Genomic DNA, 16437 nt, shown 5'->3' on the forward strand with positions numbered 1-16437 from the left:
CCGGCAACGGATGATGTGTCCTCTGCGACCGGAGCGGCGGTGCAGGTTATCCTGCCGGGTGATGCACCGATCGCGCGACAGGCGCCGGTATTCTTCGCGGTCGATCCAAGGGTCGTCGATACACCGCGCGAACATGACGTACGATCCGGGGCGACCGGCACGACCCGCTTGGCGCCGTCATTCCTGGTAGCCCTCCCGCATGGCGCGATCCTGACCGAGGGGTTTCTGGTCGCCGATCAGGACAATCGCATCCTCAGCGACAGCTTCCGTGCGTTCGGATCGTTGGCGCGGTACGGGTTCGAGGAGCATCCCGATCGTGTCTTCTCGAGCGATCTTCCCGAGAGCGCCGAACGCCCGGGCACGCATCTGGTCGTCGGCATCCAGACCAACCTCAATTATTTCCATTGGCTGCTCGAGGCATTGCCGCGGCTCTGGCTGGCGCAACGTCAGGGGCTCGCCGCGGATGCGACGATCTGGCTGCCACCGCTGCGGCCGTGGATGGATCCGATGCTCAACGCGCTGCCGCCGATCGGCCGGATCGCCACGCAGGGTGACAGCATCACCCGGTGCGAGCGATTGCTGATGCCCGCGCGCGGGCTCGCCAACATCCATACGTTCAGCGCACACGCCTTCGCGATGGCGGACGATATCCGCGATCGCTATGCGACGAAACCTCGCTCGGGCCGTCGCTTCTTCATCAGCCGCGGCACGGCGTCCTCGCGCAAGCTGACCAACGAGGCTGCCGTCATGGCGATCGCCGCCGAGCACGGCTTCGAGCCGATCGAACCGCAATATCTCAGCTTTCGCGAGCAGGTCGAACTGTTTTCGGGGGCCGATGCGATTGCGGGTCCGCTCGGCGCGGGGCTGGCCAATGCGGTCTTCATGCACCCGGGCAGCGCGTTTATCGAGATTGCGCCCGAAGGCCGCGAGGGCGATGCCACGCTGTTCGCCAATCTCGCGCATCATCGCCAGCTCGACTATTTCGCCGCGGTCGGCCCGACGGTGGCGAACGATCCCCGTCCGATCGACCGCCGCGCGTTCACGATCGATGTCGAGATCATGCGAGACCTGTTCGCTCAGCTCGACTGACCACGGCGCCTGTAGCGGAGCGATCATGGCGAAGCGTAAAGTCTATCTCACCGCCCGCCTGCCAGACGGGTACGTCAAGACGATCGGCCCGACCGCGCTCGCGCTGACGCATTACTGGCGGGTCGTCGCCGTGCTCGCGAGCGGCAAGACCGAGGTCTTCTGGGGGCACAGCAAATCGCTCGCCGAGGCCAAGAAGACCCAGAATCTTGCCGTCGAGGCAGCGGCGACGCGGGGCTGGAAAAGCCACCATGTCGATATCGTCGCGGTCGAGCGGACCGAGACGCCTATCGCGGGGTGAGGCGAGCCGATCGCCCGCCGCCGCGTCGATGCGATCCTCCTCGTCTCGGCGGAGTTAGCTCGCGCTGCGATCTGGCATGGTGCGGTGCGGCATAAACCCCTAGGCGCAAGCGATGATGCACCCGACTCCCCATGCAACTGCCCAGGCCGGCTTGGGCCGCCGCGAATTCATCGTCTTCATCGCCGCGATGATGGCGGTGAATGCGCTCGGGGTCGACCTGATGCTTCCCGCGCTGCCCGCGATCGGCGCCGAGCTGCAAGCCGCGACCGCCAATTCGCGACAGTGGATCATTTCCGCGTACATGTTCGGCTTCGGGATCGGCCAGCTGGTCTACGGGCCGCTCGCCGACCGTTATGGCCGCCGCCCGATCCTGCTCGCGACGCTGGCCGGGTTCGTCGGCGCGAGCATCTTCGCCGCGAGTTCGGCGACCTTCACCGCGCTCATCTGCGCCAGGATCCTGCAGGGGCTGATGTCGGCATCGACCCGCGTCCTGGCCGTCGCGATCGTCCGCGACCGGTTTTCCGGTCGACAGATGGCAAAGACGCTGTCGATCGCGCAGATGATCTTCTTCCTGGTACCGATCCTCGCCCCCAGCCTGGGGCAGGTGCTGCTCGCGTTCGGCCCTTGGCGATTCATCTTCTACGCCCTGGCCGGGTTCGCCGCGTTCGTGCTGGCATGGGCGGCGATACGCTTGTCCGAGACGCTCGCGGTCGAGCGACGGACCGCGCTCTCGCTGGGGTCGCTGCGCAGCGCGTATCGCCTGACGCTCACCAATCGCAGTTCGATCGGCTATGCGGTCGCCGCGTCGCTGACGTTCGGCGGAATCCTCGCGTTCGTATCGCTGGCACAGCAGGTCTTCGGCGAGCAGTTCGGCGCGGGCGATCGGTTCACGGTGCTGTTCGCGGTCTGCGCCTTCGCCATGGGCTGCGCATCGTTCGCCAACAGCCGGCTGGTCGAGCGACTGGGCACGCGGCTGATCTCGCAGGCCGGGGTGTTTGCGCTGATCGCGTTGTCGCTGGTGCACCTCGCGGTGATCGCCGGCGGAATCGAGACGTTGTGGACCTTTATCGCGATCCAGGCGCTCAGCATGACCTGCATCGGCCTGTGCGGGTCGAATTTCGGGGCGATGGCGATGGAGCCGGTCGGGCATATCGCCGGCACCGCATCGTCGGTGCAGGGGTTCATCACCAGCCTCGGTGCGGTGGCGGTCGGATCGCTGATCGGCCAGGCGTATGACGGCTCCACCGTCCCGCTCGCGATCGGCTATCTCAGCATCGGCCTCGGCGCGCTGGGGTGCGTCTATCTGGTCGAAGGCGGCTTCTGGTTTCAGGCGCGCAACGCGGCGCCGCGCTCGCCTATTGCAAAAAGATCACACTAAAACAGAACGATCGTGGCGTCGGGAACCGTTACGTCACCGTGACGGTTTGCGTCGTCACCACACCAACAGGATAATTCGATCATGAAGAAGCTCACCGCCGCGGTTATGATGGCCGCTCTCACCATTTCGCTCGCAGCCTGCGGCGGCAAGGGTGACGACAAGCTCGGCAGCAATGTCGAGGCAGCAGCCGACAACCGCGCCGACGCGCTGGAGGCCGCCGCCGACAATCTCGAGGACCAGGCCGAGGCCGTCCGCACGAGCGGCGACCAGCAGGCGGATGCGATCGACGACGCCGACGTCAACGCGCAGGCGATGCCCGCAGACCAGAAGGCCGCGCTGATCAACGGTTCTGAGAAGCTGCGCTGATTATGATCCCCCCGGTGCATCCGGGGGGATTTTTCGAATGAATTGAGACGCTGGCACCGGACATTTAGCCGGGTCGGACGAACAGGGTAAGGCGACATGGTAAACCGGGGCCGGATCGAGACGGGGGGATTCCTCGTCTTTCTGACGATCATCACGATCGCACTGGGCATCGTGGTGTCGACATTCGCCGCCGCCTTGTTGTGGAGCGCGCTCGCGGCGATCCTGTTCCAGCCGCTGTACCAATGGCTGCTCGCGCGCAACCCAGACCGCCGCAACCTCGCCGCGTCGCTGGCGATGCTGATCATCTTCGTCGCCGTCGTCGTGCCGACACTCTTGATCGCCAGCATGATGATCGACCAGGCGACCTCCGTCTACACCAGCATGCAGGGCGGGCAGATCAACTTCTCCGCCTATTTCCAGCAGATCCATGACGCCCTGCCCGAGCGCCTCCAGAATCTAGTCGACAAGTCCGGGCTCAACAGCTTTGAGCGGCTGCAGGCGCGCGTATCCGACGCTCTGGGTAACAGCGTCCGGACGATCGCCGGGCAGGCCTTGTCGATCGGTCGCAACGCGGCCGGTTTCCTGCTCGCGTTCGGGATCGCGCTGTACGTGACGTTCTTTCTGCTCCGCGACGGCGATCGGATCGGACCGGCGATCTGCCGCAGCCTGCCGCTCGAACGCTCGGTAACCGAGCGGCTGGTCGGCAAGTTCGTCGCGGTGGTTCGCGCAACGATCAAGGGCTCGGTCATCGTCGGGCTCGTTCAGGGCGGGCTCGGCGCGCTGACCTTCTGGCTCGTCGGCGTCCCCGCGGCGCTGCTGTGGGGCCTGTTGATGGCGCTGACGTCGCTGCTGCCCGCGCTGGGACCGGCGATCGTGTGGGTGCCCGTGGCGGTCTATCTGCTCGCGACCGGGGCCATCTGGCAGGGGATCGCGGTGATCGTCTCGGGCATCGTCGTGATCGGGCTTGCCGACAATATCCTGCGGCCGATCCTCGTCGGGCGCGACACGGGCATCCCCGATTACATCGTCCTGGTGAGCACGCTGGGTGGTATCGAGGTCTGCGGCTTGAGCGGCATCGTCGTCGGACCGCTGGTCGCCGCGCTGTTCCTGGCGGGCTGGCAGATCTTGACCGAACAGCGACTGGGCGAGGCGGCGCCGGAGGCCTGACCAGCGCGCGCCGGAGCATGGCCCCGGCGTTCCAACAAGCTAATCGACAAGGCGGTGTGTCATTGCCCGCCCAAGCGCGGTGACGGGCGCGGCCCGACGGAACCCGCCCTCAGTACAATTCCTGCGCCCTCTCCACTCGCGCCCTATCCACTCGCGCCGTTGCCGAACGCGCGGCGCGCGCCTTCGCTCGATTGCAATCACGCAAAAAAAACCACCCCGTGCGTAGCACGGAGTGGCCTAGGTTCAGGGAGGAGGTACGCTAGAAGCGTACCGTACGGCGCCGCGAAAGGGGGGGACACGATGCCGTACAGGATCTAAATGGGTGAGCCCCGATTTGGTTCAACCCTTGTTGCGCCGCACCGCAGATTTTTTTCAAACCCGCGGTTTCGTCCGCGACAAGGCCGGGGCCATCCGTGCCAGGATCTCGTCGCGCAGCACCAGGTGATGGCGCAACGCCGCGGCGCTATGGGCAACGATCAGCGCGAGCATCATCCAGCCGACAATCTCATGCGCCTCGTGACCGAAGCGCCCGGTCACGGTCGACACCGGCAGATACGGAATGTCGAACAGGCCGAACCAATTGAACGGACCGCGCCTGCCCGCGCCGGACACCATCAGCCATCCGGTCAGCGGCATGCCGATCATCATGCCGTAAAGGACAGCGTGAGCGAGGTGCGCGATCCCCTTTTTCCACGCAGGCATCGGCGCTGGCAGCGGCGGCGGGCGATGCGCGACCCGCCAGGCGAGCCGCGCGAGGCTCAGGACGAGCACGAGCATCCCGAGTGCCTTGTGCGCGCCCATCCAGGCACGCAAAGCCGGCACGGACTCGTGTAACAGCCCGACCGCAAGGTTGACGATGACCAGCAGCGCGATCGTCCAATGGAGCCAGATCGCCACCCTCGAATAGCGTTCCGGCGAAGACCGGTCCGAACGATCCTGCGCTGCCATGGCCAGTCCTCAGACGTTGAACGGCGTGGGTGCGGCCATCTGCGGCTGCGGGGTCTGGCCAAGCTGTGCCTGGCGCGCGAAGATATCGCGCATCAGCGACAGCGAGAACAGGTGCGCGTAGAGCAGCGGGAGCATGCCCGACTTGCTCATCTTGCGCAGCGCATCGCCGCGCAGGTCGACCAGCTTCTCTTCGTTGATCATCTGGAAGCCGCGATAGACGAACGGCTGCTCGGCGCCGTCGGGCTGGATCGTGACTTCGCCGTCCATCAGCAGCTCGAGCTCGCGCAGCTCGTTCATGAAGTTCTGCGTGCGCGCGCCGGCCTGCTCGAACGATTCATTGAAGCCGAGGATGTTCTTGGTCAGCTCGGTCGGCTGGCCGTTCTCGAACAGTGCATCGCCGTCCTCGAACTCACCGAGCGTCGGCGAGGTCGGATCAAAGCAGAGCGACAGCTCCTGCGCATCGGGGTGCAGGCGCGCGAGCATATACGGGTAGCGACGGACATAGGCGGGGACGTAAAAGGTGGTCTCGGTCAGCTTGCCGTCGTCGCCGACGAACACGTTGACGCCCTCGTTCAGGCCCATCAGCGCGAGCGGGATCGCGTCGTCACCGGTCGAGAAGACGATCGGCATGTGGCGCTGGACCAGCGGAAACTCGTCGACGGTGATCGGGATCGCGTGCTGGCCGACCAGGAACGGCGCGCTGTCCTGCGGACGGACCTTGTAGTTGGCGTGCGTATCGCTCGAGAGCGGCTCGAGGCCATTATAGAAAAGCGGAAGCTGCGCGGTGCTGGCCATGTTACTCTCCGGATCGGTCGTTCAAACGCCGGTGGCTGGTGCCACCGATTGGGGCGAGGCTCTATGGTGCGCCGGGCGGGCGTGCAAGTGTGACGAGCTTGCCCGGGTTGAGGATGCCGAGCGGATCGAGCGCGGCCTTGATCGCACGGAGCGCGGTCATCCGGGCGGGCGACGACAGCCGTTCGAGCTCGTCGCGCTTCATCTGGCCGATGCCGTGCTCGGCGGAGATCGACCCGCCCGCCGCGGTCACGAGATCGCCGACGAAGCGGGTGACGACCGGCGCATCCTCGGCATACCAGCGCGCGGGGTCGGTGCCGGGCGCGGCGCGGACGTGGAAATGGACGTTGCCGTCGCCGAGATGCCCGAACCCGCTCGCATGCGTGCCGGGGAAGCGCGCATCGCACGCCGCCGCCGCCTCGATCATGAAGTCCGGCATCGTCTCGACGGGGATCGAGATGTCGTGCTGCGTCGCGGGGCCCAGCGCGCGCTCGGCCGCGGACAGCGAATCGCGCAGCAGCCAGAACGCCGCGGACTGGGCCTCGCTCGCGGCGATCGTCGCATCCGCGAGCCCGCCATCGGCGAGCGCGTCGCCGAGCAGCCGTTCGAGCAACGCGGACGGGGATTCGCCCGCGGTGGTCGGCGACGTCGCCTCGATCAGCAGATGCCACGGATGCCAGCCGGCGAGCGGCGCGCGCGCGTCGGGGAGGTGCGCGATCGCTGCGTCGAGCGATTCGGCGGGGAGGATCTCGAAGCTCTCGATCGCGTCAGTCCGCGCCTGCATCCTGCGCAAAAGCCGCAGCGCCGCCTGCGGGGAGTCGATGCCGACCCAGGCGGTGCCGCGTGCGGCTATCGCGGGCGCGAGCCGGAGCGTGGCGGCGGTCACGATCGCGAGCGTGCCCTCCGCGCCGATGAACAGCTGGTCGAGGTCGTAGCCGCGATTGTCCTTCTTGAGCGCGGACAGGCCGTCATGGATGCTGCCATCGGCCAGCACCGCCTCGACGCCCGCGACCAGCCCGCGCATCGTGCCGAACTTGAGGACCTGCGTACCGCCTGCGTTGGTCGAGACGAGCCCGCCGATCGTCGCGGTCCCGCGCGCGCCGAGCGTCAGCGGGAAGCGCCACCCCTGCCCCTGCGCCGCGCCATCGAGGTCGGCGAGGATGACGCCCGCCTCGGCGATCGCGAGCCCGGCGTCGGCATCGAGGCGGCGGATGCGGTTCATCCGGCGCAGCGACAGGATCAGCGCGTGGCCATCCGCGGGCGCGGTCGCACCGCCGACCATCGAGGTGTTGCCGCCCTGCGCGACGAGCGGCACGCGGTGCGCGGTGGCCGCCTTGACGATCAGCGCGACCTCCGTGGTCGAGCCGGGCGCGAGCATCGCGGGTGCCGCGCCGTGGAACCGGCCGCGCCAGTCGTGCAGCCAGGGATCAATGGCCGCGGGGTCGGTGACGATCGCCTTGGCGTCGAGCAGCGGCGCGAGTGCGGCCAGCATCGCGGCTTGCGAAGATGTCAGGGTTGCTGTCTGATTTTGCGGCACGGTCGAAGTGCTAGACAAAATTCATCGCGCGTTCAACGATTGGCCCTAACGGTTACGTCAACATGATCCATCCTGCGATTCCCGCCACCCTGCTCGCCCTTGCGGGACCGTTCGCCGCGGCGATGCGCGACGTGCCGCCCCCTGCCGGCTCGCTGGCGGGGGTGCAGATCACGCAGCTTTCGATCCACGAACGCGTCATCATCCGCGTGCCGCGGATGAGCCGGATGCCCGCGCGCACCTATGCGCCGCCGCGGGAATGGAAGGAGCATAAGGGCCCGAAATGCATCGCGGTCGCAGAGATCGCCGGCGCCATGCTGAACAAGGAAGGCGCGGTCGATCTGGTCATGGACGACCAGACGCGCTTGCGCGCGCGGCTCGACGGCGACTGCAAGCCGCTCGATTATTATTCGGGATTCTATCTGAGGCCGGGGCCCGACGGTCTGATCTGCAAGGATCGCGATGCGATCCGGATGCGATCCGGCGCGCGCTGCGAGATCGACGGATTCAAGAGCTTGCGGCCAAAGAAATAACGCGGGGCACATCGGAGAACGATAGCCTGCAGCATTGGCAGCAGCACAGCCCCCTGCACTCCCCGTCTTCGCTCCGTCAGCCCGTCGAAAGTCAGGATCCGGGGTAACCAAAGCTGGAGGTGCGCGGCGCTAAATCCTGACTTTCGTCAGGATAACGGCGTTTCGTTAGGATGACGGGGCTTCGTCGCGGCGAGGGGATGGACCGACCATCATAGGGGCTGGCCATCATCGGGACCGGCCATCATCGGGAATGGCGGCGCCGCGGGACGGTGCCGCGATATCCGCGTCAGTCGCAATCCACCGACGTTTCCTTGACATTTGTCGACAAATCAGCGAGCGCCGGAACGCTTGAGGGCAGTGCATTTCACCCTCCATTTACCGGACATTTGCATGAGTTTTGCCGATCTCGGCCTCTCCGACGAACTGCTAAAGGCAGTCACCGACTCCGGCTATACCGAGCCGACCCCGATCCAGGCGGGTGCGATCCCGTCCGTGCTGATGATGCGCGACATCATCGGCATCGCTCAGACGGGCACCGGCAAGACCGCGTCGTTCGTGCTGCCGATGATCGACATCCTGGCGCATGGCCGCAGCCGCGCGCGGATGCCGCGCAGCCTGATCCTCGAGCCGACGCGCGAACTCGCCGCGCAGGTGGCGGAGAATTTCGAAAAATACGGCGTGAATTCCAACCTCTCGATGGCGTTGCTGATCGGCGGCGTGTCGATGGGCGACCAGCTCGCGGCGCTCGAGAAGGGTGTCGACGTGCTGATCGCGACGCCGGGCCGGCTGATGGACCTGTTCGGGCGCGGCAAGATCATGCTCAACGGCTGTTCGATGCTGGTAATCGACGAGGCGGACCGGATGCTCGATATGGGCTTCATCCCCGACATCGAGGAAATCTGCACCAAGCTGCCGAAACAGCGCCAGACGCTGCTGTTCTCGGCAACGATGCCGCCGCCGATCAAGAAGCTGGCGGACAAGTTCCTGACCAATCCCAAGACGATCGAGGTCTCGCGCCCGGCGTCGACCAACCTCAACATCAAGCAGTATCTGGTGCCGGTGCCGAGCCAGACCGCCAAGCGCGAGACGCTGCGCCGCATCCTTGCGCAGGAAGAGGTCACCAACGCGATCATCTTCTGCAACCGCAAGACGACGGTGCGCGACCTGAACAAGGTGCTGAAGCAGGCGGGCTACAAGTCGGGTGAGATCCATGGCGACATGGAACAGCCGCAGCGTCTCGCCGAGCTCGAGCTGTTCAAGACGGGCGCAGTGACGATCCTCGTCGCATCGGACGTCGCGGCGCGCGGGCTCGACATCAAGGGCGTGTCGACGGTCTTCAACTATGACGCGCCGTGGCATCCCGACGATTACGTCCACCGGATCGGCCGCACCGGCCGCGCCGGGGCCAGCGGCACCGCATACACGTTCGTCGCGCCCGACGATGCGGAGAACATCCAGAACATCGAGAAGCTGACGGGCCAGACGATCGAGCGGCTGAGCATGGGCGGCGAGCCCAAGACCGCCGCGCCCGCGCCCGTCGTCGAGGACGACGTGCAGGCGCCGCGTCGCGAGCGGTCGCGGCACCGTCGTGCCCCGCGCGCGGATACGGTCGCGCCGGCGATCGTCGCCGAGGTGCTGGCCGCCGCCGCCGAGCCGGTTGCGGCCGTGCCCGTGCCGGAGGTGAAACGCTCGCGGTGGCAGCGTACGCCGATCGACGAGCCGGTCGCGGCGATCGTGCCCGCGCGTGCCGTGGCCGCGCCCGTCGCGATTCCGATGGAGCCGGTTCGAGTCGCACCCGCGCCCGCCCCTGCCCCCGCCCCCGCTCCGGTCGCGACGCCGCGCTTTGTGACGGTGCCCGCCGAGCCGGTACGCTCCAAGGCCGCCCCGCAGGACGCGCCACGGGCCGAACCCGTCCGTGCGCCGCAGGGGGAAGCGAACCGTGGTCGTCGCGAGCCGGTCAACCCGGCGGCCGATGACCGCTGGAACGGGCCGTTCCCGAGCTTCCTCAATGCCGTCATCGGAGGATATGAATGATGTCGATCAAGCGTCTTGCCACGCTCGCGCTGCTCGCCACCGCCGTTGCAGCGCCTGCCGCGCCGCGCGGTGCGGTCTCGGCACCGCGGATCAGCACGACGAGCTTCGACCGGCTGCCGATGCCGCTGCCGCTGCCCTATGACGAGAAGGCGAATGCCGACGCGCAGGTCGCGGCGGCACGGGCGCGCGCGGTGCGGTCGCACAAGCGGCTGCTGATCGATCTCGGCGGCAACTGGTGCCTCGATTGCCGGCTGCTCGCGGGGACGATCGACCTTCCCGAGATGAAGCGGTTCGTCGACAGCAAGTTCGTCGTCGTCACGGTCGATATCGGCCGGTTCGACAAGAACGGGCAGGTCGCGGCACGCTACGGCGTCAAGGGGCGGCTGAAGGGCGTTCCCGCCGTGCTCGTGGTCGATCCGCGCAGCAACCGGTTGCTGAACGCGGGGCACGAGACCGAGCTGGCGGATGCGCGCTCGATGGGACCGCAAGCGCTGGCCGACTGGCTGGCGAAATGGGCGGCCTGATCGGGGTTTGCTGACGGGTGCGGGGCTGGCTTTGGGCCGGCTCTTCACGTGTATTTGAGCGGGATTGCCGGGCTGCTGCCTGAGTCAGTGATAGTCGATGCGTTCGACTTCGATGCCCGACTTGCCGTCGTCGCGACGAAAGTCAGGATCCAAGGTAGCAACCGCCAGCGCGCGGGGCTCTGGATCCTGCTCTTTTCAGAATGACGGGGGTGTTGGGGCTGGCGTAGCGGCCGTCGATCGGGTGCTCGACCGGCTGGGTGGTTTTCTTGGGTCGCGTTGCACTCGTATTTTTAGCGTCGACTGATGGTCGGTACATCCGGCGCGGCGCGCCCAACCTTTCGTCATCCTGACGAACCTCAGGACCCAGGATACCGACCGCCAGCGCGTGTGGCTCTGGGTCGTGACTTTCGTCAGGATGACGGGGGTGTTGGGGTTGGCGTAGCGGTCGTCGATCGGGGGATCGACCGACTGGGTGGTTTACTCGGGCCGGGTTGCACTCGTGCTCTTAGCGTCGATTGATGGTCGGTACATCCGGCGCGCCATCCCCAACCTTCCGTCATCCTGACGAACGTCAGGACCCAGGATACCAATCGCAGCGTCCGTGGCTCTGGGTCCTGACGTTCGTCAGGATGACGGGGTTGGCTGGGGCTGGCGTCGTGGCCGCCGTTGGCTGCTCGACCGACTGGATATGTTTACTTGAGCGGCGTTGCACGCGTGCTGTTAGCGTCGACTGATGGCCGGTAGATCCGGCGCGCTACACCCAATCTTCCGTCATCCTCACGAACGTCAGGACCTAAGGTACCAATCGCCAGCGTCCGTGGCTCTGGGTCCTGACGTTCGTCAGGATGACGGCGTTGGGTGGTGCCGGCGTGGCGGCGCCGCCCGCGTGATCGTCCGGGCTGTGGCCACTCCCTCGACAAACGCTGCCCCTGCGTCCTACGCGGCTGTAGCCATTGCTGCGTCGTCCAAGGCGGCGGCGCGCAGATAGGCGGCGCGGTTCGTCAGGCGCGCGGCGTAGGCCACGAACGCGTCGCGCTTCGGGAGCCAGCCGAACTGCATGCCCCAGATCACCTGCGATCCGACATAGACGTCGGCGGCGGTGAACCGCGCGCCGGCGATGTAGGGATGTGCGACGACCGCCTGTTCGAGCACGTCGATCACACGCTCGAAGCTACCATAGCCGATCATGCGTTGTTGCGCGGCATCGGGCACGACGCCGAGCGCGCGGTTGCCGGTCGCGGCCTCGACCGGGCCGGCGGCGTAGAACAGCCAGCGATAATAATCGGCGCGTTCCTCGTCGCGGGGCGCGAGCTCGGCGTCGGGGAATGCCTCGGCGAGATACGCGCAGATCGCGGCGCATTCGGTCACGGTCTTGTGATTGTGGACGATCGCCGGAACCTTGGCCATCGGGTTGATCGACAGATACGGCTCGGCCTTCATCGTCGTGTCGTAGTCGAGGATGACCGTTTCATACTCCTCCTCGACCTCTTCGAGCATCCACCGCGCGATCCGGCCTCGCGACATCGGGTTGGTGTACAGGGTCAGCGTCATGCGACTCTCCTTGAGAACGGATCGTGAACGATGGTCTCATGGAGGGATGGCGTCGTCAAGAGCGTGCGCGGCTGGAGGCTGCGGTGCGAACGTCCGTCATCCCAGGTTCGGCCCAGGGTCCAGAGCCAAGAACGATACCGCGCTTGGCTCTGGATCCTGACTTTCGTCAGGATGACGGTTTCCTTAGACCAGCGCCTTGTCGAACAGGGCGAGCATGCGCGCCCAGGCCTTGTCCGCCTGGGCTGCGTTGTAGACCTTCGAGTCGGGCGGGCACCAGCCGTGCATCGTGCCGGCATACACCTCGATCTCGGCGGGAAGCTTTGCCGCGGCGAAGGCCGTGCGCAGCGTGTCCTTCTCGGTGGGGGCGCGGGCGTCGTCGTTGGCGGCGATCGCGATGAGGTAGCGGCCCTTCAGCTGCGGGATCAGCAGATGCGGGCTGTCGGGCGTGTCGGTGACGAAGCCACCGCCATGGAACGTGGCGCCCGCGCGGATCCGGTTCGAGACCGCCGCCGCGGTGCGCAGGACCATCGGGCCGCCCATGCAATAGCCGGTGGTGGCCAGCCCGCGCTTGCGATCGGTCTGCGGTTGCGCGTCGATGAACGCGGTGAAGGCCTTTGCGTCACGGACCGTGCCGTCGGCGGTGAGCGCGTCGCGGAACGGCGCGATGCGCGCGCGGACGGCGGGCTGGTCGTAGGACTCGCCGGGCTTCAGGAACGGCGCCTTGGTCGAGCGGTAGAACTGGTTGACGACGAGCACCGCATAGCCCGATTGCGCGAGCCGGTCGGCCATCTGGCGGAAGGCGGGCCGCAGGCCCATGACGTCCGGCCAGATCAGCACGCCGGGGTGCTTGCCGGTGGCGGGCGCGACGAAATAGGCGTCGGCCTTGCCGTCGGGGGTGGTGATCGACACATCGCGGCCCTTGATGACCGCGGCGTTGGCAGGGGCGGGCAGCAGCATCGTCAGCCCCATCGCACCGGTCATCACGCCGAACTGACGGCGCGAGACGCCAGCCAGATAGGCTTCGTTATCGTCTGCGGTATGCTCGTCGCACATGGGGCTATCCTCTTGTATTTGACCGCATGCTAACTCAGGTCGCGCGCCACCACCACACGCCATCGTGCGTTTCGCGCGCGGCGCGCCCCTCGACCTCGAGGCGGCGGAGATGCGCGAGTGCCTCGCCGGTCGCCATGCCGAGCACGTCGGGACCGATCGCGCGGCGGAAGAGGCGGCCGAAACAGTCGACCGCGCGGCGGGGTTGGGCGAGGAAGACGGCGAGTTCGTCGAGTCGCTCGCGGTGCTCGCGGTCCATCGCGTCGAGGCGCGTGTGGAGGCCGGTGAACGGGTCGCCGTGGCCGGGCAGGACGAGCAGGTCGGCGGGAAGCGTCTTCAGCTTGGCGATCGAGGCGAACCATTCGCCCAGCGGGTCGGCGTTCGGTTCGGTGACGCCGAGCGAGACGTTGGGGCTGATCCGCGGGAGGACCTGATCGCCGGCGATCAGGATACCGCCGGCCTCGTCGAGCAGGCACGCATGTTCGGGGCTGTGGCCGGAGCCGGTGACGACCCGCCAGTCGCGCGTGCCGATGGTAAGCGCGTCGCCGTCCTCGATGCGCGTATAGCTGAGCGGGAGCGGGGTGATGATCTTCCGGAAGCCGGCCCAGCCCTTGGCGGTGGCGTGGTCGATCTGCGCGGCGTCCCAGCCTGCGGCGTGCCAGAAGGCGCGCATCTCGGGCGGGACCGAGTCGCGCGCGTCGGCGGCGAGCATGCGCGCGGTCAGCCATTCGGCTCGGGTCATGACGAGTGGTGCTGCGTGGTGGTCACACATCCAGCCGGCGAGGCCGATGTGATCGGGATGAAAGTGCGTGCCGATCATTTGCGTGATGCGGACGCCGGCCTTCGGTCCTGCGAACACCGCCTTCCAGGCGTCGCGCGCGGGGGCCGTGTTCATGCCGGTGTCGACGAGTGCGTCGCCATCGCCATCGGCGAGCAGCCAGCAGTTCACGTGTCTCAGCGGGCCGGGGATATGGAGGCGGACCCAGTCAATCCCGGGCGCGACCTGCATCGTGCCGCCGCTGGCAGGCTCTGCGCCGCCGAACGGGTAGGTCAGGCCCTTGTGGCTGGTCGGTGCGAACGCGGTGTCGGGTTGGGTGGCCATGCGTTGCGGTTAGCAACTGGTCGGCGCGGGAGATAGTGGTCCCGGCCGCTCTTACTTAATCCTCCCCCGCCAGGGGGAGATGGCGCCGAAGGCGTCGGAGGGGGAGGACACGCAACAGGCGTTTCCCTTCCCTCCCCCTCCGTCAGGCTGCGCCTGCCACCTCCCCCTGGCGGGGGAGGATTTTTAAGGCGGGTTAAACGCTCAGCGCTTGAAGGGGTCGTCGAAGAGCGGCTTGACGGGGAGGACGCCGCCGTCCGCGACGAACTGCGCGTCCGCGGCCGCCTGCGTGCGTTCGGCGCGAAGCTGCTGGAGCAAGACTTCGCGGTCGCCTTCGAGGCGGGTGTCGGTCGGGGCTTCCATGCCCGCCGCCTTGGCCGCCTTGGCCACCGCCGCGTCGAGCTCGCGCTGCGAGGTCAGGCCGAGCGTGACGGGATCCTTCGGCGTGATGTTGGCGATGTTCCAGTGGCTGCGGTCGCGGATCGCGGCGATCGTCGTGCGAGTCGTGCCGATCAGCAGCGAGATCGCGCCGTCGGTGATCTCCGGGTGATTGCGGATGATCCACGAAATACCGTCGGGCTTGTCCTGGCGCTTCGAGACCGGCGTGTAGCGCGGGCCCTTGGTGCGGCGGACCTGCTCCGGGCCCTTGATCATCTTGAGCTGGTAATCGGGATCGGCAGCACCCTTGTCGATCTCGTCCTGCGTCACTTCGTGCGCGCGGACGGGATCGCGACCGGTGAGCTTGGTCGAGGTGGTGTCGTCGGCGATCGCCTGGATCTCAAGGATGTGCAGACCGCAAAAGTCCGCGATCTGCTCAAAGCTAAGCGCGGTATTATCGACCATCCAGGCGGCGGTCGCGTGGGGCATGAGCGGCTGGGCCACGGCGGGAACTCCGTAAAAATAGAAAGGGCCGCCCCTTTCGGAGCGGCCTGACATGACACAGACTTAGTGCGCGCGACGCCATCAGGCAAGCGATCAAGCTCAGGCCGCCAACAGCGCCCTTTCCAGGGGCACGAGCGCGTGGAGGAACTGGCGCGCGCTGGCGGGCCAGCTGGAGCGCGCAGCATAGGCGGCGCAGGTGACGCGGTTGCGCGTGAGTGCGGTGGCGATCGCGGTGTCGAGGTCATCGTGCATCGCGCCGACGCGGTCGTCGAGGACGTCGATCGGGCCGGTGACCGGGTAGGCGGCGACGGGCGTGCCACAGGCGAGCGCTTCGATCATGACGAGGCCGAACGTGTCGGTGCGGCTGGGGAAGACAAGGACGTCGGCGGTGCGATAGGCGGCCGCCAGGTCGAGCCCTGCGCGCTGGCCGAGAAAGACCGCGTCGGGGAAGCGACGCATGAGCGTGGCGCGGGCGGGGCCTTCGCCGACGACGACCTTGGTGCCGGGGTGCGCGGAAGAGAGGAACGCCTCGATGTTCTTCTCGACGGCGACCCGGCCGACATAGAGCTGGATCGGGCCGGGTAGCGCTGCCATCTCGGGATCGCGCGCGCCGTCATAGCCAAACTGCGCGAAGTCGACGCCCCTGCCCCATTCGCGGACCTGATGCAGGCCCTGGTCCGCCAGCGTCCTGGCGACCGAGGGGGTGGAGACGAGAATCGACTGCGCGGGGCGATGGAACCAGCGGATGTAGCGCCAGATCCAGTCGGGGTTCGCGCCGGTCCGGGCAGCGATATAGTCGGGGAACTGCGTGTGATAGGCGGTGGTGAACGGGAGCGCGCGGGCCATGCACCAGGTGCGGGCGGCGAGGCAGACCGGGCCTTCGGTGGCGAGGTGGATCGCATCGGCGCCGAAGCGCGCCAGCATGCGACCGACCGCGCCGGACCGCGCGAAGGCGAGGCGGATCTCGGGATAGGTCGGGCATGGCATCGAAGCGAAGCGCTCGGGGGACACCACCAGGACCTGATGCCCGATCGCTTCGAGCTCGCGCTGAACCGCCTGGAGAGTGCGGACGACGCCGTTGACTTGCGGGCTCCAGGCGTCGGTGACGATCGCGATACGCATCTGTCTTCTCCTGCAGGCCCTCTCCCATCGGGGAGAGGGAGGGGCCCGGCCGGCGCAGCCGGGTGGAAGG

Annotated in this window: 16 protein-coding genes; 8 read left to right on the plus strand and 8 right to left on the minus strand. The window is 67.3% G+C overall.

Features of this window, described 5'->3' with window-relative positions:
* The first annotated feature begins 39 nt into the window (after positions 1-39).
* From ASF00_RS02225 to ASF00_RS02245, 5 genes are all read left to right on the plus strand, one after another.
* Positions 40-1089 carry a glycosyltransferase family 61 protein gene (locus ASF00_RS02225; protein ID WP_055873508.1) on the plus strand — a complete coding sequence of 350 codons (1050 nt, stop codon included), beginning with the start codon at positions 40-42 and terminating at the stop codon, positions 1087-1089.
* A gap of 25 nt (positions 1090-1114) precedes the next feature.
* A complete protein-coding gene (locus ASF00_RS02230) occupies positions 1115-1387 on the plus strand; it encodes a hypothetical protein (RefSeq protein ID WP_055873510.1) in 273 nt (90 codons plus the stop codon).
* 112 nt (positions 1388-1499) lie between these two features.
* A complete protein-coding gene (locus tag ASF00_RS02235; protein WP_235525565.1) occupies positions 1500-2765 on the plus strand; it encodes a multidrug effflux MFS transporter in 1266 nt (421 codons plus the stop codon).
* An 81-nt stretch (positions 2766-2846) separates the two neighbouring features.
* Entirely contained in the window at positions 2847-3131 is a 285-nt protein-coding gene (locus tag ASF00_RS02240) for a hypothetical protein (RefSeq protein WP_055873516.1), read from the plus strand.
* 96 nt (positions 3132-3227) lie between these two features.
* Positions 3228-4298 carry an AI-2E family transporter gene (locus ASF00_RS02245; RefSeq protein ID WP_055873519.1) on the plus strand — a complete coding sequence of 357 codons (1071 nt, stop codon included), beginning with the start codon at positions 3228-3230 and terminating at the stop codon, positions 4296-4298.
* Positions 4299-4670: 372 nt separating this feature from the next.
* Here ASF00_RS02245 and ASF00_RS02250 read toward each other — a convergent pair whose 3' ends face one another.
* From ASF00_RS02250 to ASF00_RS02260, 3 genes are all read right to left on the minus strand, one after another.
* On the minus strand, positions 4671-5246 hold the full coding sequence (locus ASF00_RS02250; protein ID WP_055873522.1) for a cytochrome b: 576 nt from the start codon (positions 5244-5246) through the stop codon (positions 4671-4673).
* A gap of 9 nt (positions 5247-5255) precedes the next feature.
* A complete protein-coding gene (locus ASF00_RS02255) occupies positions 5256-6041 on the minus strand; it encodes a SapC family protein (protein ID WP_055873524.1) in 786 nt (261 codons plus the stop codon).
* Between the two features lie 61 nt (positions 6042-6102).
* Positions 6103-7530, minus strand: a complete 1428-nt coding sequence (locus ASF00_RS02260; protein ID WP_055873527.1) for an FAD-binding oxidoreductase — start codon at positions 7528-7530, stop codon at positions 6103-6105.
* A gap of 107 nt (positions 7531-7637) precedes the next feature.
* Between ASF00_RS02260 and ASF00_RS02265 the strand changes: the two genes are divergently transcribed.
* The 3 genes from ASF00_RS02265 (at position 7638) to ASF00_RS02275 (ending at position 10663) form a co-directional block, all read left to right on the plus strand.
* Positions 7638-8105, plus strand: coding sequence for a hypothetical protein (locus ASF00_RS02265; protein ID WP_055873530.1), 468 nt, complete (start codon positions 7638-7640; stop codon positions 8103-8105).
* A gap of 390 nt (positions 8106-8495) precedes the next feature.
* On the plus strand, positions 8496-10139 hold the full coding sequence (locus ASF00_RS02270; protein WP_055873533.1) for a DEAD/DEAH box helicase: 1644 nt from the start codon (positions 8496-8498) through the stop codon (positions 10137-10139).
* Entirely contained in the window at positions 10139-10663 is a 525-nt protein-coding gene (locus ASF00_RS02275) for a thioredoxin family protein (RefSeq protein ID WP_055875257.1), read from the plus strand. The genes ASF00_RS02270 and ASF00_RS02275 overlap by 1 nt, the downstream gene beginning before the upstream one ends.
* Positions 10664-11599: 936 nt before the next feature.
* Here ASF00_RS02275 and ASF00_RS02280 read toward each other — a convergent pair.
* From ASF00_RS02280 to ASF00_RS02300, 5 genes are all read right to left on the minus strand, one after another.
* Positions 11600-12214, minus strand: a complete 615-nt coding sequence (locus ASF00_RS02280; protein WP_055873536.1) for a glutathione S-transferase family protein — start codon at positions 12212-12214, stop codon at positions 11600-11602.
* A gap of 183 nt (positions 12215-12397) precedes the next feature.
* Positions 12398-13267 (minus strand): dienelactone hydrolase family protein, encoded by an 870-nt coding sequence (locus ASF00_RS02285; protein WP_055873539.1) that lies wholly within the window; start codon positions 13265-13267, stop codon positions 12398-12400.
* Positions 13268-13301: 34 nt separating this feature from the next.
* Entirely contained in the window at positions 13302-14366 is a 1065-nt protein-coding gene (locus tag ASF00_RS02290; RefSeq protein ID WP_055873542.1) for an MBL fold metallo-hydrolase, read from the minus strand.
* A 201-nt stretch (positions 14367-14567) separates the two neighbouring features.
* Positions 14568-15245 carry a DUF1013 domain-containing protein gene (locus ASF00_RS02295; protein ID WP_055873545.1) on the minus strand — a complete coding sequence of 226 codons (678 nt, stop codon included), beginning with the start codon at positions 15243-15245 and terminating at the stop codon, positions 14568-14570.
* A 99-nt stretch (positions 15246-15344) separates the two neighbouring features.
* Positions 15345-16367 carry a glycosyltransferase family 4 protein gene (locus tag ASF00_RS02300; RefSeq protein ID WP_055873547.1) on the minus strand — a complete coding sequence of 341 codons (1023 nt, stop codon included), beginning with the start codon at positions 16365-16367 and terminating at the stop codon, positions 15345-15347.
* Positions 16368-16437: the final 70 nt, after the last annotated feature.

The organism is Sphingomonas sp. Leaf34, from assembly GCF_001421805.1.
GTDB lineage: Bacteria > Pseudomonadota > Alphaproteobacteria > Sphingomonadales > Sphingomonadaceae > Sphingomonas.